General features: G+C 52.5%; 18 protein-coding genes. 14 read left to right on the top strand and 4 right to left on the bottom strand.

The features are described 5' to 3' along the window. Positions 1-63: 63 nt before the first annotated feature. From PBA01S_RS13225 to PBA01S_RS23140, 6 genes are read left to right on the top strand one after another with little or no spacing between them, the layout of a single operon-like run. Positions 64-1,092, top strand: a complete 1,029-nt coding sequence (locus PBA01S_RS13225; RefSeq protein WP_085169357.1) for a LacI family DNA-binding transcriptional regulator — start codon at positions 64-66, stop codon at positions 1,090-1,092. 35 nt (positions 1,093-1,127) lie between these two features. Continuing rightward, the gene (locus PBA01S_RS13220) at positions 1,128-2,567 is read left to right on the top strand and encodes an extracellular solute-binding protein (protein WP_016313325.1); all 1,440 of its coding nucleotides are present in this window, start codon (positions 1,128-1,130) and stop codon (positions 2,565-2,567) included. A gap of 33 nt (positions 2,568-2,600) precedes the next feature. After that, entirely contained in the window at positions 2,601-3,479 is an 879-nt protein-coding gene (locus PBA01S_RS13215; RefSeq protein ID WP_016313324.1) for an ABC transporter permease subunit, read from the top strand. 3 nt (positions 3,480-3,482) lie between these two features. Further along, entirely contained in the window at positions 3,483-4,355 is an 873-nt protein-coding gene (locus PBA01S_RS13210) for a carbohydrate ABC transporter permease (RefSeq protein ID WP_127576149.1), read from the top strand. Positions 4,356-4,373: 18 nt separating this feature from the next. After that, a complete protein-coding gene (locus PBA01S_RS13205) occupies positions 4,374-5,663 on the top strand; it encodes a CehA/McbA family metallohydrolase (protein WP_127576148.1) in 1,290 nt (429 codons plus the stop codon). Then, positions 5,660-5,788 (top strand): hypothetical protein, encoded by a 129-nt coding sequence (locus PBA01S_RS23140; protein WP_255315354.1) that lies wholly within the window; start codon positions 5,660-5,662, stop codon positions 5,786-5,788. Before PBA01S_RS13205 ends, PBA01S_RS23140 begins: the two co-directional genes overlap by 4 nt. 132 nt (positions 5,789-5,920) lie before the next feature. Here the strand turns inward: PBA01S_RS23140 and PBA01S_RS13200 are convergent, their stop codons facing one another. Then, complete coding sequence (locus PBA01S_RS13200) at positions 5,921-6,118, bottom strand: hypothetical protein (protein ID WP_127576147.1); 198 nt, start codon at positions 6,116-6,118, stop codon at positions 5,921-5,923. Positions 6,119-6,316: 198 nt separating this feature from the next. On the opposite strand from PBA01S_RS13200, the gene PBA01S_RS13195 reads away from it, so the two are divergent. From PBA01S_RS13195 to htpG, 3 genes are all read left to right on the top strand, one after another. Then, positions 6,317-7,606, top strand: coding sequence for an ATP-binding protein (locus PBA01S_RS13195; protein WP_085279147.1), 1,290 nt, complete (start codon positions 6,317-6,319; stop codon positions 7,604-7,606). Further along, positions 7,603-8,781 (top strand): PstS family phosphate ABC transporter substrate-binding protein, encoded by a 1,179-nt coding sequence (locus PBA01S_RS13190; protein WP_085279148.1) that lies wholly within the window; start codon positions 7,603-7,605, stop codon positions 8,779-8,781. The genes PBA01S_RS13195 and PBA01S_RS13190 overlap by 4 nt, the downstream gene beginning before the upstream one ends. Positions 8,782-8,906: 125 nt before the next feature. Next, complete coding sequence (htpG, locus tag PBA01S_RS13185; protein WP_127576146.1) at positions 8,907-10,787, top strand: molecular chaperone HtpG; 1,881 nt, start codon at positions 8,907-8,909, stop codon at positions 10,785-10,787. A gap of 51 nt (positions 10,788-10,838) precedes the next feature. On the opposite strand, the gene PBA01S_RS13180 is transcribed toward htpG, so the two are convergent. Next, positions 10,839-11,327 carry a hypothetical protein gene (locus PBA01S_RS13180; protein WP_127576145.1) on the bottom strand — a complete coding sequence of 163 codons (489 nt, stop codon included), beginning with the start codon at positions 11,325-11,327 and terminating at the stop codon, positions 10,839-10,841. Positions 11,328-11,530: 203 nt separating this feature from the next. On the opposite strand from PBA01S_RS13180, the gene PBA01S_RS13175 reads away from it, so the two are divergent. The 3 genes from PBA01S_RS13175 (at position 11,531) to PBA01S_RS13165 (ending at position 15,569) form a co-directional block, all read left to right on the top strand. Continuing rightward, positions 11,531-12,940, top strand: coding sequence for a chymotrypsin family serine protease (locus PBA01S_RS13175; RefSeq protein ID WP_085169252.1), 1,410 nt, complete (start codon positions 11,531-11,533; stop codon positions 12,938-12,940). A gap of 126 nt (positions 12,941-13,066) precedes the next feature. Next, positions 13,067-14,548 (top strand): aminotransferase-like domain-containing protein, encoded by a 1,482-nt coding sequence (locus PBA01S_RS13170; protein ID WP_127576144.1) that lies wholly within the window; start codon positions 13,067-13,069, stop codon positions 14,546-14,548. A gap of 64 nt (positions 14,549-14,612) precedes the next feature. Beyond that, the gene (locus PBA01S_RS13165; RefSeq protein ID WP_127576143.1) at positions 14,613-15,569 is read left to right on the top strand and encodes a D-alanine--D-alanine ligase; all 957 of its coding nucleotides are present in this window, start codon (positions 14,613-14,615) and stop codon (positions 15,567-15,569) included. A gap of 44 nt (positions 15,570-15,613) precedes the next feature. Here the strand turns inward: PBA01S_RS13165 and ald are convergent, their stop codons facing one another. Further along, the gene (ald, locus tag PBA01S_RS13160) at positions 15,614-16,747 is read right to left on the bottom strand and encodes an alanine dehydrogenase (RefSeq protein ID WP_127576142.1); all 1,134 of its coding nucleotides are present in this window, start codon (positions 16,745-16,747) and stop codon (positions 15,614-15,616) included. A 103-nt stretch (positions 16,748-16,850) separates the two neighbouring features. Then, positions 16,851-18,098 (bottom strand): PucR family transcriptional regulator, encoded by a 1,248-nt coding sequence (locus PBA01S_RS13155; RefSeq protein ID WP_127576141.1) that lies wholly within the window; start codon positions 18,096-18,098, stop codon positions 16,851-16,853. A gap of 159 nt (positions 18,099-18,257) precedes the next feature. On the opposite strand from PBA01S_RS13155, the gene alr reads away from it, so the two are divergent. Beyond that, positions 18,258-19,433, top strand: a complete 1,176-nt coding sequence (gene alr / locus PBA01S_RS13150; RefSeq protein WP_127576140.1) for an alanine racemase — start codon at positions 18,258-18,260, stop codon at positions 19,431-19,433. A gap of 238 nt (positions 19,434-19,671) precedes the next feature. Beyond that, positions 19,672-20,604, top strand: coding sequence for an aldo/keto reductase (locus PBA01S_RS13145; RefSeq protein WP_028538719.1), 933 nt, complete (start codon positions 19,672-19,674; stop codon positions 20,602-20,604). Positions 20,605-20,611 lie beyond the last annotated feature (7 nt).

The raw sequence follows: 20,611 nt of genomic DNA, 5'->3' as shown, positions 1-20,611 counted from the left end.
TTTAACAAAACCGGTTTAATCTAGGTTCGTACTAGTACGAATTGTGGAGAGGAACGATTGAACGTGGCAACGATTGATGATGTGGCCAAGGCGGCGGGGGTTTCAAAGAGCACCGTATCCAGTGTGTTCAGCAAAAAACGCCCTATCAGCAAAGAAGTGACAGAACAGGTTCTCCGGGTGGCAAGAGAGCTGAATTACCGGCCAAACTACTGGGCCCGTAGTCTGGTGAGCAAAACGACGCGCATCATCGGCCTGAACATGCAAGGCGAGCAGAAGGCGAAGATGAACCAGTTTCAGTATTCGCTGCTCAATGGCGTGTTACCTGTATGTTATGAGCAAGGATATCGCCTGTTAATCAACACCGTGTCATCGACTTATAAAAATCAGGTGGAACACATCGCCTCCGATCCGGTGGACGGTGAGATCATCCTTGATGCGGTGGTCGGGGATTCCCGAATTGACGATTGTTTACAGCGGGGGATTCCCATCGTGGTCATCGGTCGTCCGTCAGAGGAGGATCAGTCCCGGGTCTCCTATGTCGACAACGATAATGTTGGGATCGCTACGCAGGCGACACAGTACTTAATGTCGCTTGGGCACCGGCGCATTCTGTTTCTGAATGCGCCGGCGAATCGAACTGTGGCGGTTGACCGCGGGCAAGGTTACCTGAATGCATTCGAGCAGGCAGGGCTAACGCCTCCGAAGGACATGATCGTGCATAAACCGGACGGCGGCACCTCGTCTCTCACCTTTGGCTATAACACGGTATTGGCTCAGCTACGTGCGGATCCGAGTATCACCGCGGTTATTGCTGACACCGACTCGATGGCGTTAGGCGTTTACCAGGCCGCAGAGCAACTTGGGCTCTGTATACCGGAGCAGTTGTCCGTATTGTCCTTCGCCTACGACAGCCCATTGGCGCAGGAATTTTCACCGCCCCTCACCGGGGTTCGGTTACATGCCGACCAGCTCGGGCAGGAGTCCATGCTGTTATTGCTGGAGCAGCTCGAATCCGGCAAGCGTCTTGCCAAGCGAACGCTGATTCCGGCAGAGATTGTGGTACGTGGATCTTGCGCGCCACCCCAAGGATAGGATTCTAGAAGAGAAACCAAGGAGGAAATCATCCCGTGAAAAGGAAAGCGACTCATCTCATCGCACTGCTGACGATTAGTTCCATGCTGCTATCGGCCTGTGGCGGAAATAACGGTACTGCGGCGAACAGCGGAACGTCAAGCAATACTTCTACCGGAGCGCAGACAGACGCGTCGGCAGGGGACATGAAGCTGCGGATTCTATCGGCCAACGTAGGCGGCAAAACCCCGGAGGAAAACGCCAAATTTGAGCAGGAAATCAAGCGGTTGACCGGTATCGATGTGACGATTGAGCGTCCGGCCAGCGACTATGATCAAAAGGTATTGACGGCGCTGGGTTCCGGTGAGAAATACGACCTCATTGAAGGCAGTGACCTTGGCAAACTGAACAGCTTCATCGATCAAGGCGCACTGACGGACTTAACAGACTTCGTGCAAGGATCGAGTCAATTGTCGGATCCCAGCGTCATTCCGTCCGAGGAATGGGAGCAGTTGAAAGGGAAGGACGACAACATTTATGCCGTATTCGCGAAGTTTCAAGGCGGTACGATGCCGATCGTCCGCAAGGACTGGCTGGACAAGCTGAACCTGCAGGAGCCCCAAACGCTGGACGATTACTACAACGTGCTGAAGGCGTTCAAGGAACAGGACCCAGACGGCAATGGCAAAGCCGATACTTATGGACTCAGCACCTCCGGGCTGTATGATATTCAAGGCTTTATGAGTGCGGCTGGCTTGAAATATCGCTACGTACTGAAGGACGGCAAACGGACGATTCCGTACGCGTCGGATGCCGCCATCCCGATGTACGAATGGTTTGCTAAACTGACGAAGGAAGGTATCATGGACCCGAACTTCGTCACGAACGATACCGGTAAGATGCGCAACCTTTTCTTAACCGACCGCGTTGGCATGGTTACGTACTGGGATGCTTGGGTCGGGATGTTCAACAGCACACGCAAGGAAGCCGACCCGAACACTACGTTTGAAGCGAAAGCTTTGGCTAGTGCGGCAGGACCGGATGGCAGCCTGTTGATGCGTCGCGGGGATCCTGACTACTGGATGATGCCGGTGAATGCGGAGCATCCGGATGCGGCGGAGAAGTTCCTGGAGTTCTGGCATTCCGAAGCCGGAATTATGCTGGGCAGCCTGGGGATCGAAGGCGTAGATTACACGAAGGATGGAGATCAATACACCTTGACCGCCACCGGCAAGGAGCACAACATGGACCACGGCGTACCGTTCTGGTACAACGAGAACGTGAAGCCGCCGTTCGGCAAGTTACCAGGTGTGCAGGAAGCGCAAGATCTGGTCAAGCGATATGCCACATTGGAGTTGTCTTTGCCAGGATGGGCGGATGCTGAAAAAATCGTCCAAAACTACGCGCTGAAGGCCATGTCCGGAGAAATGCCGGCAGCCGACGCTGTGAGCCAAATGCAGAAGGAACTGAAGGCAGCCAACCTCATCGACGAATAGGCCAAGAACAAGAATAGGATGTGACGATCAACCGTGAAAGCTCTGCGGAAGTATGCCGCTCTATATCTCATGATGATCCCTGTAGCCATCTATTTTCTCGTCTATGGTTATTATCCGCTCATTAAGGGGCTGCAGGTCAGCTTTCAGGATTATCGGCTCATGGGGGACGGTCCGTATGCCGGGCTTGCGAATTATTCGCAGGTCTGGCATGACCCGTTCTTCTGGAAGTCATTGACGAACACGTTGGTGATTGGAGGAGGGATTCTGGCTTTAGGATTTATCGCCCCGCTGGTGCTGGCGTTGTCCTTAAACGAAGTGCTGCATGCCCGTTTCAAAAAAACCGCCCAAATGGTGCTCTATATCCCTCACTTGCTGTCCTGGGTTATCGTCGGGGGGATCTGGATTTTCCTGCTGTCTCCCGATACCGGACTCGTGAATTTACTGTTGCAGCGCTTGACCGGCACGCAACCCATTCATTTTCTGGCCGAGTCCTTCTGGGCCCGCTGGGTGATGATCCTCGTCGCGACCTGGAAGGACATGGGCTATAGCTGTATCTTGTTCCTGGCCGGTATCGTGACGATTAATCCATCACTCTATGAAGCGGCGCGGATAGACGGGGCATCCCGCTGGCAGCAGGTTCGTTACGTTACGCTGCCTCAGCTGCTGAGCACGATGAAGGTAGTTTTTCTGCTGAATACGATGGGAGTGCTGCGGATCTTTGATCAGGTATTTGTGCTGCGCAATCCGTCGACGGCACCGGATGTTGATGTACTGATGGTGTACACGTTCGAGAAAGGGATTATGAACATGCAGGTCGGCGTCGCCGCGGCCGCCAGCTTTCTGGTGCTGCTGTTCACTCTGGCGCTGACGCTGGTCGTGCGCAAATTAACCCGATTTGACGAGGTGGGATAAACGATGGGGAGCGAACGTTTCGAACGCTTGGGTTGGAAAAATAAATCATTTGACATCATAAATCTGCTGTTTCTGCTGCTGTTAATGCTTGTGATGATCGTTCCTTTTTTGAACGTGTTGGCCTTGTCGTTTTCGTCGGGGCTGGCTTCCATGCAGCCGAATATCGTGCTGTTTCCGACCGAGTTTAGCGCGGAGGGCTACCGAACGATTTGGGAGAGCCTTAATCTATGGCGGCCGTTCCTGAACAGCACGATCGTCACCGTTGTAGGAACGGTCCTGCACGTGCTGCTCTCCTCGCTTGCGGGTTATGTCCTAATTCATCCGCATGTACCGGGGAAAAAGGCGATGATCACGTTTATTTTGCTCACGATGATGATCCCGCAGGAAGCGGTGCTGATTCCGCTGTACGTGGTTAATAAGGATTTTCATTTGATTAATACGCTGACGGTGTTGGTGTTATCCGGTTTAGTGTCCGGATTTTCGATCCTGCTGATGCGGAACTTCTTCATGGGCATCCCTTACGAGATTGCCGAAGCGGGCCGAATGGACGGGGCAGGGGACTTCTGGATTTTCGCGAAAATCTATTTGCGCCTGGCCGCGCCCGGGCTTGCCACCGTCTCGCTGTTCGAGTTCGTCGGGCGTTGGAACATGTTTACGGCACCGCTCATTTTCATTAACGACAGCATGAAGTATACGCTGCAGGTCGCGCTCAAGTCGATCATTATCGATACGAGCAGCGTATCGAGCAATTACCTGGTGACGACCAACGTCAAAATGGCCGGCATCGTAATCGCGATTCTCCCGCTGATTGCGGTGTACCCGTTTGTGCAACGGTTTTTTATGAAGGGCATTATGCTGGGCGCCAGCAAGGAATAGAAAGGATGCTGCGAAGATATGGCAAAACATCGGTTGGAGCACCGGGTTTGGCTTGTTCCTGAACAAGATCGGACGTACCCCGAAGTCGTTTTCTCCGTTCCGGAGGGGGTGGAATCCATTGAAGTCCATTATCGTTATGAAAAAAATGACCGTTCCGTGGTTGATCTTGGTTTGCGTTCGCCGGACCGGATCGTGGGCTGGAGCGGCGGAGCGCGGGACGGTTTTCAAATAGGGTTGGAGAAAGCAACGCCCGGTTACTTGGCTGGGCCTATTGTGGCCGGTGAATGGGCGGTGCTGTTAGGGGCTTATAAAGTGCCCGCAGAAGGGATATTAGTCGTGGTTGAGATCATGATCACCATGAAGCATCCGCATTGGCTTAAAGGCGATTTGCACGCCCATACTGTTCACAGCGACGGAAAGTACACGATCAGTGAAGCGATAGCCTCATGCCGGGACAAAGGCCTCGATTTCCTAGCGTTAACCGATCATAATACGGCCTCTCAAAACCGCTTTGCGATGGCGCAGGACGAAACACTGTTGTTGATTCCCGGCGTGGAACTTACGAGTTACAAAGGCCATGCTAACCTGCTTGGCCAACCGGATGCATTGACAGACTTTCGTGTGTTAACGGCAGAAGATGCAGCCAAGGAGCTGCGTCAGGCGCAAGCGAAGGGGGCGTTGGTTGTGCTGAATCACCCGTTCTGCCCGGATTGTCCATGGGAGCTTGGTTTCGATGTTCCGTTTGATGCAATTGAGGTGTGGAACGGGCCATGGCGGGAGCTGAACGAAACAGCAGTAACCTGGTGGCAGCAGCGCCTTGCCGAAGGCCAGCGCATCGTCGCAATCGGCGGCAGTGATACGCATCAGGACCATCCGCTCGTCCGGCATGGAGGGCCAACTGCGCATGTCTACGTCGCCGAGGAGACCGTTGCGTCCGTGCTTGATGCCGTAAAGCGCGGGGCGGTAGTGCTGACGATGGGGCCGGATGATACGTTCCTCACGTTGACGGTCGATGGCGTTGGTATCGGTGAGGAATTGGAGGTAGCGGATGGACGGGAAGAGGTTGAACTGGTGATCACGATTCGCGGGGCGCAGGGGGATCGCGTAAGCCTATGGTCAAACCACGGTCTGGAGCAGGAATGGATCGTAGAGGAAGAAGAGCGAGAGCTCGTGTGCCGTATGCCGGCGGATCGGTGGTTCTACCGTGTGCAAGCGCGGCGATTCTTGCCGGATTGGAAGCATGAGGTGATGACCTGCCTGACCAATCCGGTTTATCTCGCGCGGGGAACCACGGGCGAATCCGCATGAAACCAGTGATTACGGATTCCCCTTCGGTGTCTGCTAACTCGGCGGTGTTGGACCGTCCTGCCAAGGTGCTATTGGCGCAGGCGATGGCCTGTCGTTCGACGTTTTTGCAGGATTATCCCGTTTGATCCGGTATAAGGATGGATAGCCCCCTTCGAACTATTGCATAACGTTTCTGAGCCGAGTTATTCGGGTTTCCCTGACCCAAGGGGATAATGGTGCAAAAGGGGGGGGGCGCAGACCTATCTGCCCCCCCTAATCTAAAATAAAACGCTCGATTCAACCGTTGGTTGAGCCGAGCGTTTTTTCATTTTTTTCGCCAAGCCCAAAAATACAGCGGTCGTTTCCCAAGCGTCAGAGGGGTGTAGAGCCATTTCTCCGGTGAAGATATGGGAGCCCTTCTGCCACAAACGGCGCAGAAAATAAGTCCGGATGAAGGTGGAGCGCTTTAACGACACGAGAAATCATCCTTCAAGGAGATAGGATCGCAGGCTAGACCTGCTTCTACAGCCTATGCTCCCGGACGGCTGGATGCCATAAATGTATTTTAGTCCATGTTTTATTCCCGAGAAAAAGGGTTTATAGAGAGATACATGGAATAAAAGGGTTATACATACCAGGGGATAGACGAATCAGCCAATAAAGGGTGAGCATGCATGACGTTTCTTAAAGACATTATTCTTCAGATGTTCTTTGCTCATATGCCATTTGTAATGTACAACATTTTCTACCGGGATCAGTCCCGTAACTATTCGAAGAGCTTCATTACGTTGTCCAGCGCGATATGCTTGTTTCTTTCAATGACGTTTGGCGCCTCAGTCGTCCACGGATATTTTTATGATATACGATACACGATCATTTTCTTCGGTATGATCTTTGGGGGATTGCAGACGGGATTTATCCTCTTAGCGGAGTTTCTATTATACCGTTTATATATTGGAGGCGACGGGGTGTTCATCGCGATCGTAATCATGCTGATGACGTTCCCTGGTTCTTACCTGTTGTATCGCATTTATAATCAATCGGAAAAGCGGTCATTGATCTTACTCTTGGCAGGGGTATTCTTTTCGATCACGCCGCTGGTGGCTGTTTATTTGAAAAATCCGGTATCGATCATCGATAATTTGACCTTTCACATGGTGGTCATTCCGATGCAGAACTTGGTGGGATGCTGGATGCTGATTACATTGTTTCGAAAAGCGGTCATTGAGAAGGATCTGTTCATTAGCTATGCGCAAAACGAGCGGGTGCGGGCCATCAGCCATGTCGCCGCTTCATTGGTCCATGAAGTTCGGAATCCGCTGACCGCGGTGAAAGGGTTCCTCACCTTGATTCGCGATGGCGTGTCAGACCGAGGCCGAATCGAGCGATACATTGAAATCTGCATGAGTGAGATCGCCCGAACAGAATACATACTATCCGAGTACCTGGCGATATCCAAGCCGATTGGCAATAAGCAGGAGCCTACCAATCTCGAAGAATTGCTCCGGATTACGAAGGATGTCATGAGCCCTTATGCCAATATGCATAATGTATTGCTTGAAATCGGGAACCCGCCGGAGCCGGTTTGGATTTTAGCCAATCCTGATAAAATGAAGCAAGTCCTCGTCAATTTCATCAAAAACGCGGTCGAAGCATGCGCCGAATTGCCAAATACCCGGGGCATCGTCACCTTGCGTTTGCAGGTTGAGGCGCGTAAGGTCGTTTTAACCATTCAGGATAACGGGATCGGGATGACGGAGGAGCAGGCCAAGCGGCTGGGATCCATCTATTTTTCGACGAAATCGAATGGAACAGGGCTAGGGATGACGTTCTCCTATCAGGCGATTCTTTCATTTGGCGGTACGGTGAGCGTGCAAAGCGCACCTGGAGCGGGGACGAAGTTTACAATTAGCTTGCCGATCTATAACCGAGGAGAAAAAGCAAAGGAGATGGATAAAGGATGAACAAATCCGTTGGAGAGCTTGTGGCCAAAATTGTGCTTTGTGTCCTACTGTCCGGCGTGATCTTATTCTTAGGATTTTTTGCCAGTCTGATCGTCTCTTTGGCCGGCGGCGCGCTGTTCTATGCGCCTTTGGTGCTGGTTGTGGCGGCTGTGTTGGTTGTCTCCCTAGCCTTCTTGATGTTTTTGCCGAAACGGCATCGGCGCAAGTTGTATTTCTCGCTCCTTGCTGTCGTGATTTTGGGCGGCTTGACCACGGCGGGGTACGAGATTCGCCAGGCTTACCATCAACGCATCCCGGTCGTCAGTGACCAGGAGGTAGATATGTGGCCGTATCGGCCGTTTGCGGACACGGGGAAATTGGCAGTATTGCCGGAACCGTCCCAATTGACATTAACAGAGGATTTACCGCGGCTTGACGGAGCAACAGCCCTTTATCCCTTGTATGCCGCATTTGCGCAGGCAGTATATCCTCGTCAGGAGTATGATCTCTACGATAGCGAGGTTATGGTGAATACGACGCCTGTGGCCTATAAGAATCTGATCGAAGGTCGGGCGGATATCATTTTCGCCGCTGCGCCGTCGGAGGGGCAAATCGCTGCTGCCCGCAAGCAGGGCAAGGAATTGAAGCTCACCCCAATTGGCCGTGAGGCATTTGTTTTCTTTGTGAATGCGTCGAATCCGGTAACCGGGCTAACGACAGAGCAGATCCGCGGGATCTACTCGGGGGAAATTACCCGATGGAGTGAAGTGGGGGGCCGAAATGAGCGAATCCGCGCCTTCCAGCGTCCGGAGGACAGCGGAAGCCAGACGATGCTGATCCGGGTGATGGATGGACGGGAGCTGGCCACACCGCCCAAAGAGAATGTGGCTTCCGGAATGGGCGGCATCATCTCGCGGACTGCGGATTACCGCAACTACAAAAACGCGCTGGGCTATTCGTTCCTATACTATGCCACGGAGATGGTGAACAACGGGAATATCCGCCTGTTGGCCATCGACGGCGTGAAGCCGGAACGAGCGACGATCGCCAGCGGAGAATATCCGTTTGCGGCTGAGTTTTATGCGGTGACGGCGGGCAGCGACAATCCGAACGTGGAGAGGCTGATCGAATGGATTCAATCCTCGCAGGGGCAGTACCTAGTAGAGCAAACGGGGTACACACCGCTTGTCCCCTAGTACGTATTGACACTCGAATTACGGATCGATAAACTAAAAACTAGGAATTAGCACTCTGCCCTGTAGAGTGCTAATATGTTGTTAGACAAGTTCCCTCATGGGGTGAAAGGAAGGAGAACCGATTCATGGCGAAAAAGCAGTTTAAAGCAGAATCCAAACGACTGCTGGAAATGATGATCAACTCGATTTACACACAGCGGGAAATTTTTCTGCGTGAGCTGATTTCGAACGCCAGCGATGCCATTGATAAAATCTATTATCGGGCGTTAACGGACGACAAGCTGGTATTTAACAAGGACGACTATTTTATTAAGATTAAGCCGGATAAAGCCAACCGGACCTTGACGATTTCCGACACCGGGATCGGCATGACCAAGGAAGAGCTGGAGAAGCACCTCGGAACGATCGCCAACAGCGGTTCGTATGCGTTTAAGAACGAAAATGAATTGAAGGACGGCCATAACATTATCGGGCAGTTTGGCGTTGGCTTCTATTCCGCGTTTATGGTCGCTGATGTGGTTAACGTGATCAGCCGGGCGCTGGGTTCGGACGAAGCTTACAAATGGGAGTCCAAAGGGGCGGACGGCTATACGATCGAACCGTATGAGAAGGAAACGGTGGGTACGGATATTATTTTGAAGATCAAAGAAAACTCCGAAGACGACCAATATGACGAGTACCTCGAGGAATACCGTTTGAAGTCGATCATCAAGAAATACTCGGATTTCATCCGTTACCCGATCAAGATGGACGTCACGAGCAGCCGGCCGAAGGAAGGCAGTGAAGGTGAATACGAGACGTTTACCGAAGAACAAACCATCAACAGCATGGTGCCGATCTGGCGCAAGAATAAATCCGAGCTGACGGAAGAGGATTATGTAAACTTCTACATGGAGAAACGCTACGGGTTCGACAAACCGGTATCGCATATCCATATCAAAGCCGACGGTGCGGTCGTGTACAACGCGATTTTGTATATTCCGGAGAAAACGCCGTTTGACTATTACACCAAGGAATACGAAAAAGGGCTGGAGCTGTACTCCAACGGCGTGCTGATCATGAACAAATGCCCGGATCTGCTGCCAGACTATTTCAGCTTTGTCAAAGGGATGGTGGATTCCGAGGATCTGTCGCTCAACATTTCTCGGGAAATGCTGCAGCATGACCGTCAGTTGAAGCTGATTGCGAAGAATATCCAAAGCAAGATCAAGGGCCAGCTGCAGACGCTGCTGAAGGAAGACCGCGAGAAATACGAGAAGTTCTATGCCTCCTTTGGCCGCCAGCTGAAGTTTGGCGTATACAACGACTACGGCGTCAACAAGGACGTGCTGCAGGATCTGCTCCTGTTCACTTCGTCCAAGGAGAAGAAGCTCGTTACGCTGGATGAATACGTCTCCCGCATGCCGGAAGACCAGAAGTATATTTATTATGCGGCCGGCGAATCGGTGGAACGGCTGGAGAAGCTGCCGCAAACGGAGCTGGTACTGGATAAAGGATATGAGATCCTGTATTTCACCGACGACATTGACGAGTTCGCGATCAAGATGATCATGAAATACAAGGATAAGGAATTTAAATCGGTATCGAGCGGGGATTTGGGCATTGAAGCCGACAATTCCGAAGATAAGGCGAATACGGATGAGAACAAGGAATTGTTCGCCGCGATGAAGGACTTGCTGTCGGGCAAGGTGAAGGAAGTCAAAGCGTCCAAACGTCTGAAATCCCATCCGGTCTGCTTATCGACGGAAGGCGAGCTGACGATCGAGATGGAAAAAGTGCTGAACTCGATGCCAGGCGCTAACGGCCAGTCGGTGAAAGCCGAGAAAGTGCTGGAGATCAACGTGAACCACGACGTCTTCCAGTCGCTGAAGAAGGCTTACGAGAACGACAAAGAGAAGCTGGCGTTGTACACGAGCCTGCTCTACAATCAGGCGCTGCTGATCGAAGGGCTGCCAATCAACGATCCAGTCGAATTTACAAACGACATTTGCAAAGTGATGGTATAAACGGGAGAACCACCTTCCTCCCAAAAATGCGGGAGGGTGGTTCTTTTATTTTTATTCAAGCACCTGAATTTTCTTTGGCTCGCTATCCACTTGGTAAATTTGGTTGCTATGATCCTTATCGGAAAGTGTGAAATCAGCAACTACTGAGATGTCATATATACCTGGTTTATTAAATATATAGGTATGCTTCTCTGATATCATCTCTTTCTTATCCAACGTCTGTACAACTCCGACATCCGTTCTAGTTATGGTATTTAAAGCCTTACCGTTGCTGTCTCGTATGATATAGTAAAATACCGGATCCCCAGTTGTTATCTCAATCGACTGATCGGTTGTATTTTCAAGCGTGGCATGAATGTGGAAGGACTCACCAACCTTGACTTGCTCTGGAACTCCAATATCCACAGAGATGGGAGAATGCTCCGCTTCTTCTGCAGATGTTGGAAGGGGCTCCGTTGTATCATCTCTTGATGGTTCTGGTGGAATAGCCTGACAACCGACGAAAACCAAAAGACACATAACAACAGCGAACTTTTTCAAAATCAACACCTCCTATCTGATTGACGATAGAGGACAAGTTTTTGTTTCCAAATGGAAGCGTCAGTAAGAATTCTGCTAAGATCGTGCAACTAACAAAACAAAGCAAATACTTCGGACAAGAAAGGAGTTGAAACAATTAAACGGTCTTGCTTTGATAATCATCGCTTCCTAGTTCAATAAAAAGAAGGGATGGAGCACGTATTATGAAAAGGATCACACTTTCCATTTTTCTTGCTGCTTCTCTTGTTTTCAGCTCACTTGTTACCTTTTCTGTAAATGCCGAAGAAAACCCTATTCCTGAGATGAAGTTGTTTAAAGGTTCTATTCAAGAAATTGCAAATGAATCCCAAAAAAATAAGTCAAACGAAGTACCATATCCTTTAACTTTAACCTCACCTCCTTATGAATTGAAAAATTCAGCAATTCTCTCTGACTATATTGAAAACCAACGTGTAAAAAAGGACATCCCAATAATAAAAGACTTAATTGAAAGAAAATTCCCCTCTCAGTTTTCGGGCTATTATTATGATGCTGAGAAAGGAAGAGTAACTGTTCAGATTACAGACGATTCGGAATATTTGAAGGAGCTTATCAGGGATTCAATACAGAATGATGAAAAAGTTGATTTTGAAGTAACCAAATACTCTTGGGCTGATATTGTTGATGCTAAAGAGAAAATCAAACAAAATGCTCAACCTGGAACTGTTCTGGCGCTTATACCGGACATAAAGAATAACAAATTAATTGTAGTTTTTGATGCAAAACTAGAGAAGCAAGAGAGACTTTCCATCTCATCTTTGTTCCCCAAGTCGGACATGCTTATATATACAACGTTATCCCCATCAGCTCTAAGAGCAGAAACCGACAATACTAACTGGGGATCACTCATTCCGATGGGAGCTAAAATAGGCGGGAACTATCGTCCAAAACCAGACGAGCCCGATAAAACAATTTATTCGGTATGCACAGGTGGGTACTATGGAGTAAATGAAAATGATAAGGATGTATTAGTTACATCAGGTCACTGTCAGACTGCGGGAAGTGTTAGTCCGTGGTACCAACCGACAAGTGCAACAGATTCAATTGGAAATTTCACCTATCGAACAACTTCACCTGGGGATGGCTCCTACGCTGTTTCAGATTCTGGATACATTACTTTAAACTCTAATTTTGAAGGCCGAGCACGTGTACCTTATCCCTCCTCATCTAATATGGCAATGATTACAGGTGTCTATATTAGCGACACGGTAGGTGATACCGTTTATATGAGAGGAGCAAACAGCGGTACAACAACTTCCGGAAAAATCGCTTATGCCAATGTTGATATTTGGTGGGGCGGCGCTGGATATGGGTATAAAAATAATGAAGTTTTAGCCATTGGTTACACCTCAATTAATGGCGATAGCGGTGGACCTGTATTAACCAACTATTCCTATAACAATCAGCTAATGGGCTGGACATTTGATTTGGCCGGAATTCATACAGGTACACTCACTGTTAAAGAGGATTTAGAAAGTGGCATTAAGGCAGGAAATTATAAAGTTTATGAACCAATCTGGACAACATTTAATGATTTGAACTTATCTGGAATCTATCTTATCGCGCCCCAGTAACTTAACATTACTTTTGAAAGTGATGGTATAAAAACGGAAGAACCACCTTCCTCCCAAAAATGCGGGAGGGTGGTTCTTTTATTTTTGGCCTGAAATATGCCATCATGAGGGTGGGGGCGATATAGGGTGTTTCATGAATTTAAACTTGTGGCGGAAACGCCGGTTTACGTACAGGTGAAAAATTATATCAAACGGCTGATGATGCAAGGCGCTTTGCAGGCTGGGCAGAAGCTTCCCTCTACACGGGAGCTGTCGGAGTTGCTGGGCGTCAGCCGGGGCAGTATCATTGCCGCCTATGAAGCCTTGCAGGATGAGGGGCTGGTGTATGCGGTCACAGGCAAAGGGAACTTTGTCGCCGAGGTCTCTGCCCCCAGCGGGCAGGCGGTCCCTGCTTGGCAGATGGATTGGCGAGAGCGGATGAACCGGCAAGCCCGGCTGTCCGTGGAGCTCGACCATATGAAACGCAGCAAGCCTGGCATGCGGGCGGCGAAAGGCGCCATTTTATTTACGAGCATCGCCCCCGATGAGCAACTGTTTGATTTAGAGAACGTCAAACGCGCATTCCTGGATCGGATGGCGGTGGAAGGCCGCGTCTTATTGAACTATGGATATGCCAAAGGATATAAACCACTTATCGATTATTTGCTGAACTATATGGAACGCAAAGGCGTGGATCTGCAAGGCAAGGGTTTGTTGATCACCAGCGGGTTTACGGAAGGGCTGGACATCGTGTTGTCCGTTCTCGGTCGGGATGGCAATACGGGCGGGCGCATGTTATGCGAAAACCCAACCCACCAGACCGCGATCAAAAATTTGCGGCGCCACGGGTTTGAGATCACCGGAATCCCGATGGAGCCGGACGGAATGGACCTTGCAGCGCTGGAGCGCGAGCTGAAGGCGCAGCCGTTCGACGGCGCGTTCCTGGTGCCCTCCTATCATAATCCGACCGGCATTGTGACGTCTGCCGAGAAGCGACTGGCCATCCTGGAGTTGCTTAGCCGCTACCGAGTGCCGGTAATCGAGGATGGTTTCAATGAGGAGCTGAGGTATTCCGGCTCTCACGTTGCGCCGCTGATTGCGATGGCTGGGCAGGGGAACGGCGTGGTGTACTTGGGAAGCTTCTCGAAGGTGCTGTTCCCGGGGATTCGCGTTGGCTGGATCTTAGCGGATCGGGATCTGATCGAGGTGCTGGAAAGCGTCAAACGGGCGCGCAGCATTCATACCTCGACGTTAGACCAATCTTTGCTATATCAATATTTGCTGAACGGGAATCTCGAAAAATATCTGAAACGGGCCAGGGCCGAATATCGGCGGAAGTACGAATGGACGAAGGACTGCTGTGAACGGTACGTCCCATTCTCTCGGTTGTCAGGAAGCGGCGGGTTACATTTGTTCCTGGAGTTCCCGGAGGAGTTCGATACGTGGAAGCTGCTCGAGCTTTGTGCAGATCAGGGCGTCCTCTTCACTCCGGGGGATATGTTTTACGTTGACGGCGGGGGGCGGAATACGATGCGGATTGGCTTCTCGCGGGTGCCGGAGGAAGACATTGAGAAAGGGATTCGTCTGATCGGTGAAATGGCTGCAAAGCTGCTAGGGGATCTGAATTAGTTGCAAGAGAGTTCGAGTTAGGTGCTGCATGGACGTAAAACAACGGGTGAAGGAGAGAAACAGAATGAAGGTTGGCGTCATTATGGGCGGCGTCTCCTCGGAACGCGAGGTCTCGCTGATGACGGGGAAGGAAATCGTGGGGAAGCTGGACTCCAATAAATATGAAGTGATACCGATTGAGCTAACGAAGCGCGAGGAGCTGATCGACCGGGTGAGGGGGATTGACTTCGCTTTACTGGCGCTGCATGGTGTTTTTGGCGAGGACGGTACCGTACAAGGCGTGCTGGAGACAATGGGCATCCCGTATTCGGGCAGCGGCGTGTTGTCCAGCAGCTTATGCATGGATAAAAATCTGACGAAGCGGCTGCTGCAGACCGAAGGGATCGCGACGCCGGACGGAGCCTATTTGGATCGGCGAATGTTCGCGGACGGAACGTGGGAATCCAAGGCAGCGGGACTCACATATCCGCTGTTCGTCAAGCCAAATGCCGGAGGCTCCAGTATCGGTGTCCAGCGTGTTGATCGGCCGGAGTTATTAGGCAGCGCGCTGGAGGAAGCGTTCCGATGGGGCGAGTCCGTGCTCGTTGAGTCCATGGTGTCCGGCCAGGAAATCACCTGCCCGATCCTGGACGGGGAGCTGCTCCCGGTGCTGGGCATCCGGGCGGCCAATGGAGCGGAGTGGTTTGACTACGAAGCCAAATACAGCGATGGCGGGGCGGAGGAAAAGCCGATCACCCTGCCTCCCGATGTTGCGGCACGGGTGCGCGAAGCAGCGCTGGCTTGCTATCGGTTGCTGCAATGCCGTGTCTACGCCCGGGTCGATATGATTCTCAAGGACGGAGTGCCTTACGTGCTGGAGGTAAATACGCTGCCGGGGATGACAGCGAACAGCTTGCTCCCGCGCAGCGCCGCTGCCGCTGGCATCCCTTACAGCGAACTGCTCGACCGAATCATCGAGCTGTCGCTGGCCGAACGGGGGGAGTCGTCTTTCACACCACAGCATAGCGCCCACATAAAATAAGAAACCCGCGATAGCGGATCTCTTCATGATGTAAGTGAAATCGCCTAGTTCACTGGCGGGCTGGACAGCTCCAGCGCCTCTTCAACCGGCACATACTCATAGTGCAGGTCACGGGCTACAGAGGCGTACGTGATCACACCTGCGGCGACGTTGACGCCTTTGCGCAGAGCGGCCCGCTCACTGAGCGCCGTGTAAAGGCCCTTCGAAGCGATCTCCAGCGCATAAGGCAGCGTAGCGTTAGCCAGCGCGAGCGTAGAGGTGCGCGGCACGGCGCCCGGCATATTCGCTACGGCGTAATGCACGACGCCATGCTTCACGTAGGTCGGATCGGAATGGGTCGTGATTCGGTCGACCGTTTCAAAGATGCCGCCTTGGTCGATAGCCACGTCCACGATCACCGAGCCGGGGCGCATCGTTTTTACCATGCTTTCGGTGACCAGCTTTGGCGCCTTGGCACCAGGGATCAGCACCGCGCCGATCACCAGGTCGGATTCGGCAACCGCTTCGGCAATGTGCTGCGGATTTGACATCAGCGTCTGCACGCTGGAGCCAAAGATGTCCTCCAGCTGCCGCAGGCGATCTGGATTCAGATCGATGATCGTCACATCGGCACCCAGACCGATGGCTACTCGGGCTGCATTCGTGCCAACGACACCGCCGCCGATGATCGTCACTTTCCCGCGCTTCACGCCAGGCACACCGCCGAGCAGGATGCCTTTGCCGCCATGCGGCTTCTCCAGAAACTGCGCTCCGATTTGCACGGACATCCGCCCGGCAACCTCGCTCATCGGCGTCAACAGCGGCAGCGTTTTGTTCACTTCGACCGTTTCATACGCGATCGCGGTCACGCCTTGATCTTTTAACGCTTGGGTCAGTTCCGGTTCCGGCGCCAGATGCAAATATGTGAACAGGATCAGACCTGGACGGAAGAAGCCATACTCCGACGGCTGCGGTTCCTTTACCTTCATAACCAGATCAGCCGACCAAGCTTCGGCGGCACGGCTGACCACCTTGGCCCCGGCGGCCGCATATTCCGTATCCTCAAAGCCGCTGCCAGCACCCGCCTGAGTCTCGATCCATACCGAGTGACCTGCTTGAACCAGCGAATAGGCGCCCGATGGGGTCAGGGCAACTCGATTTTCATTATTTTTAATTTCTTTGGGGACTCCAACGATCATGCGGTAACCTCCTCTGTCAAACGATCTGACATCAGTATAGGACAGGAGCTGCAATTTTTGTTTGTGGAGATATGAGAAAAAAGACTGCTCGCATTGTGAAATTTCACAATGCGTTGCTGCCGCCGAAACGTTCGGCTTTGAGTTCCAAATATAAGGTTACTTTCTGCTCCATGCTGGTTAAGTCGATCCGGCCGATTTCAGTGATTCGCTTCAGCCGGTAATTCAGGGTATTCGCATGAACATGCAGCGCTTCGGCGGCTGTCTTCGCATTGCTGTCATGCGCCAAAAACACTTCCAGCGTGTGCACCAGCTCGCTGTGATGCTCTTGATCGTAGGCCCGCAGCCGGGCCAGTTGGCTGCCTGCGCCGCCATGTTGCTGAAGCTCTTCCCAGATCCGGGGCAGGTAGCGGTAATACCCGAGATCGCCATACATCACGTGATCTCCCGTCTCCTTGGGGAACCGCTGCTTCACTTCAAGCAGGAGCAGCGCTTCACGGTAGCTGTCTTCCAGCCGTCCGTATTCGCTGTAGAGACATCCGCTGGCCAATCCTAGGAAATGCGGCGAAAAAAAGGTGCGCAAATTCTGTTGAAGCAGCCCCAGCTGGCTGGTGACTCCATCCATCGTATCCGACGTTAGCGGTGCGAATAGCAAAATCAGCTGATTCTTATTAATGGCGCGCAGCACGATCCGGCTGTTCGCGGAGAGAGGAGCGCATTTCTCCAGCGCCTGCCGCTGCCACGATTCCTTCACTTCGGCGGCAAACTGCAGAACAACCACATGGAACTGCGGAGGGAGTGTGATCCCGATCCGCTGGGCTTTATCCCGAATCAGGGTTTCATTGGATAGATGCCCGGTCAGCAGCTGCCAGAAAAAATCGCGATGCGCCTCTTCCTCCTTATGGCGCTGCAGCTGCCACCTAGCCATTTTGGTGCGGGCCGCTTGGGCCGCCTTGGCGACCAACGCCATTTCCTGGTCCGAAAAAGGCTTCTCCGCTTCCAGCACCCAAATAAAGCCGACCACCCGGGAGCCTGAACGGATCGCTGTCGCTACGCGGCCGCTAAGCCCCACCTCTTGAATCGGGGCGACGCGAATCGGCGCTTCGCTCTCCAATAGGCGAGGCATAACGCCATCTCGCCAGAGACTGCCAATGATCTGGTCGGGCACCCGGCGCCCGACGATGGTGGCCAGCCGCGCCGCGTCGGTCTCCGGCTCGTGCGAGCTGTAGGCAACCAGCCGATGGTTGGCGTCTTCGATCGTGACCGGACGCCCTAACACATCGCTGATCTTCTCCGCGAGCAATTCCAGATTGTCGGAATAGGGCTCGAAAATATCGTCTTGATCTTGGCACATAGGCGAACGTCACCTCCGATGCGATATGGTTTGTGAAGCCGCACTAGGATCATGCCGTTTTTTTGGGATAGGGAGACAAACCCCGGCAGGAGCGGCTGAATTATACTTAATTTCAAGATGCTTCATAATGATTATTTATGAGGAAAGAGGTATTCCACGATGACAATGATGCGATCAAGGGTCTCCACCCCTACTGGCTATCGGGAAACTTGGGCGGAGGTGTCGCTGGACGCCATCGCCCACAATACGGGGCTCTTCCGCAAGCAAATCGCCAAGGGCTGTCGGCTGATGGCCGTAGTCAAAGCGAACGGCTACGGTCACGGAGCGGTGCAAGCGGCGCAAGCTGCCATCCATGCCGGCGCCGATGATCTTGGCGTGGCCCTCGTTGATGAGGCGCTAGAGCTGCGAGCGGTTGGTATATCACAACCTATTCTCGTGCTCGGCTACACGCCACCGTTTGGCGTCGAAGCAGCGGTTCGGCAGGGCATTACCTTGACGGTGGATACCAGGGAAGTCCTGCATGAGGCGATCGCTTGCGCCAGAAAGTACGGGCGTGCAGCACGCATCCACTTGAAGGTGGATACCGGGATGTCCCGGATCGGCTTATCTAGCACCCGGGCGGTGATTGAGCTCGCTGAACTTGCGGCAGCGGCTGCGCCCTTCGTCATCCTGGAAGGCGTGTTTACCCATTTCGCGGATGCGGACGGACCCGACCCGACGTATACGTGGGAGCAATTCGCCCGGTTCCAAGCTTGCCTCGATGCCCTGGAGGCCCACGGCTTGCACGTACCGATCAAGCACTGCTGCAACAGTGCTGCCGCGATGCGGTTCCCGCAAATGCATCTGGATCTCGTTCGCATCGGGATCGCACTCTACGGGTTATATCCTTCGCCGCAGCTGCGGCTGCCGGAGTATCCTTTGCAGCAGGCGATGCAGCTCAAGACGAAAATCGCTTCGCTCCGGCGGATCCAGCCGGGCCAATCCGTCGGCTACGGCCGGACGTTCCGGGCGAGTGAAGAGCGGCTGATCGCCACGGTTCCCATCGGATACGCCGACGGGCTGTCACGGACGCTTTCGAACCGAGGGTTTGCGCTGGTTCGCGGACAGCGGGCGCCGATCATCGGCCGAGTGTGCATGGACCAGACGATGTTAGACGTCACCGAGGTAGAGGGCGTCCAAGCGGGAGAGGAAGTGATCCTCTTCGGCGGAACGGGCGATACGGCGGCGATAGCGATTGACGAGGTCGCCGATTGGATGGGAACAATCAACTATGAGGTCGTTTGTCAGCTCGGAGTCCGAGTCCCGCGCGTATATCCTCAAATCTTAAATATGTAAGATTAGGTATCATGCTTATGGCATCATAATCCAAGCTTCCGGTTTTCGTAAAGAGGTTTTTGCGGTATTTCCCGTAAAAAACCTCTTTTATGTCATATATCTTAACGTTGTATGCGGAAAGGTTTCAAGTAGGAAAGGGGGGGAGTGGATTTCTCCTTGCGCGGCTTACATGATCCGGTCTAGAATTGGGGCAAGAGTTCCTTGATTTAAAATCCAAACATCGCAGGAGCGTGAGAGGATGAAGTACAGAAGGTACGGAACAACCGGCAAGCAGGTGTCGGAAATCGGCTTTGGCGCTTGGCAGCTTGGCAACAAGCAGGATTGGGCGGGAATGGAGGAGGATGAGGCCATCCGTCTCGTACATGAGGCGTTGGATCTTGGGGTGAACTTTTTTGATACCGCTCCCAATTACGGTCAAGGCAAAAGCGAGGTCTTACTCGGCAAAGCGTTGGAGCGAAAACGGGACAAAGCGGTCATCAATACGAAGTTCGGTCATTCCCCGGAAGGGACCGATTATTCCGCATCTCAGATTCGCAATTCGGTGGAACGCAGCCTGATGCGGCTGCAAACTGATTATTTGGACTCGGTCTTGATCCATAATCCGCCGTTTGATGTTCTGGATGGTAAATACGGTCACTATCAAGTGCTGGAGGATCTGAAGGCGGAAGGCAAAATTCTGGCATATGGCGTGTCCGTCGATTCCAGCCGCGAAATGTTGGAGGCGCTGGGGCATTCTCAGCTTGGGGTTATGGAAGTGATGTTCAACATCTTTTATCAGGAAACGGCACAAGCGTTTCAGGCCGCACAGGAGAAAGATGTTGCACTCATTATTAAGGTGCCGCTGGATTCCGGCTGGTTGTCGGGCAAATATAACGGCAACAGCTCGTTCTCCGGCGTGCGCAGCCGCTGGTCTCCGGAAGTGATTCAGACCCGCGCGAAGCTGGTGGAGCAAATTCGCTTCCTGGAAGATGAGCACACGACGATGACGATGGCGGCGCTGCGGTTTATTTTGGCGTATCCTGAGGTGACAACGGTGATTCCCGGCGTCCGAAACAGCGCTCAGCTCCGTGAAAATGTAGCTGCAAGCAGCGCGCCTCTGCCGGAGGAATCGCTGCGAAAACTGCAAGAGCTATGGGAACGGGATATCCGCTTCAAATCGTTGGGCTGGTAAGCACACG

Origin of the sequence: Paenibacillus barengoltzii NBRC 101215, assembly GCF_004000745.1 — a bacterium.
GTDB classification, from domain to species: domain Bacteria; phylum Bacillota; class Bacilli; order Paenibacillales; family Paenibacillaceae; genus Fontibacillus; species Fontibacillus barengoltzii.
This window is presented reverse-complemented; position numbering and strand designations above follow the sequence as displayed.

Coding starts and splice junctions, on each gene's coding strand:
- PBA01S_RS13210 (WP_127576149.1), top strand. CDS start 3,483: ATGGGGAGCGAACGTTTCGAACGCTTGGGTTGGAAAAATAAATCATTT.
- PBA01S_RS13205 (WP_127576148.1), top strand. CDS start 4,374: ATGGCAAAACATCGGTTGGAGCACCGGGTTTGGCTTGTTCCTGAACAA.
- PBA01S_RS23140 (WP_255315354.1), top strand. CDS start 5,660: ATGAAACCAGTGATTACGGATTCCCCTTCGGTGTCTGCTAACTCGGCG.
- PBA01S_RS13195 (WP_085279147.1), top strand. CDS start 6,317: ATGACGTTTCTTAAAGACATTATTCTTCAGATGTTCTTTGCTCATATG.
- PBA01S_RS13190 (WP_085279148.1), top strand. CDS start 7,603: ATGAACAAATCCGTTGGAGAGCTTGTGGCCAAAATTGTGCTTTGTGTC.
- htpG (WP_127576146.1), top strand. CDS start 8,907: ATGGCGAAAAAGCAGTTTAAAGCAGAATCCAAACGACTGCTGGAAATG.
- PBA01S_RS13175 (WP_085169252.1), top strand. CDS start 11,531: ATGAAAAGGATCACACTTTCCATTTTTCTTGCTGCTTCTCTTGTTTTC.
- PBA01S_RS13165 (WP_127576143.1), top strand. CDS start 14,613: ATGAAGGTTGGCGTCATTATGGGCGGCGTCTCCTCGGAACGCGAGGTC.
- ald (WP_127576142.1), bottom strand. CDS start 16,747: ATGATCGTTGGAGTCCCCAAAGAAATTAAAAATAATGAAAATCGAGTT.
- PBA01S_RS13155 (WP_127576141.1), bottom strand. CDS start 18,098: ATGTGCCAAGATCAAGACGATATTTTCGAGCCCTATTCCGACAATCTG.
- alr (WP_127576140.1), top strand. CDS start 18,258: ATGACAATGATGCGATCAAGGGTCTCCACCCCTACTGGCTATCGGGAA.
- PBA01S_RS13145 (WP_028538719.1), top strand. CDS start 19,672: ATGAAGTACAGAAGGTACGGAACAACCGGCAAGCAGGTGTCGGAAATC.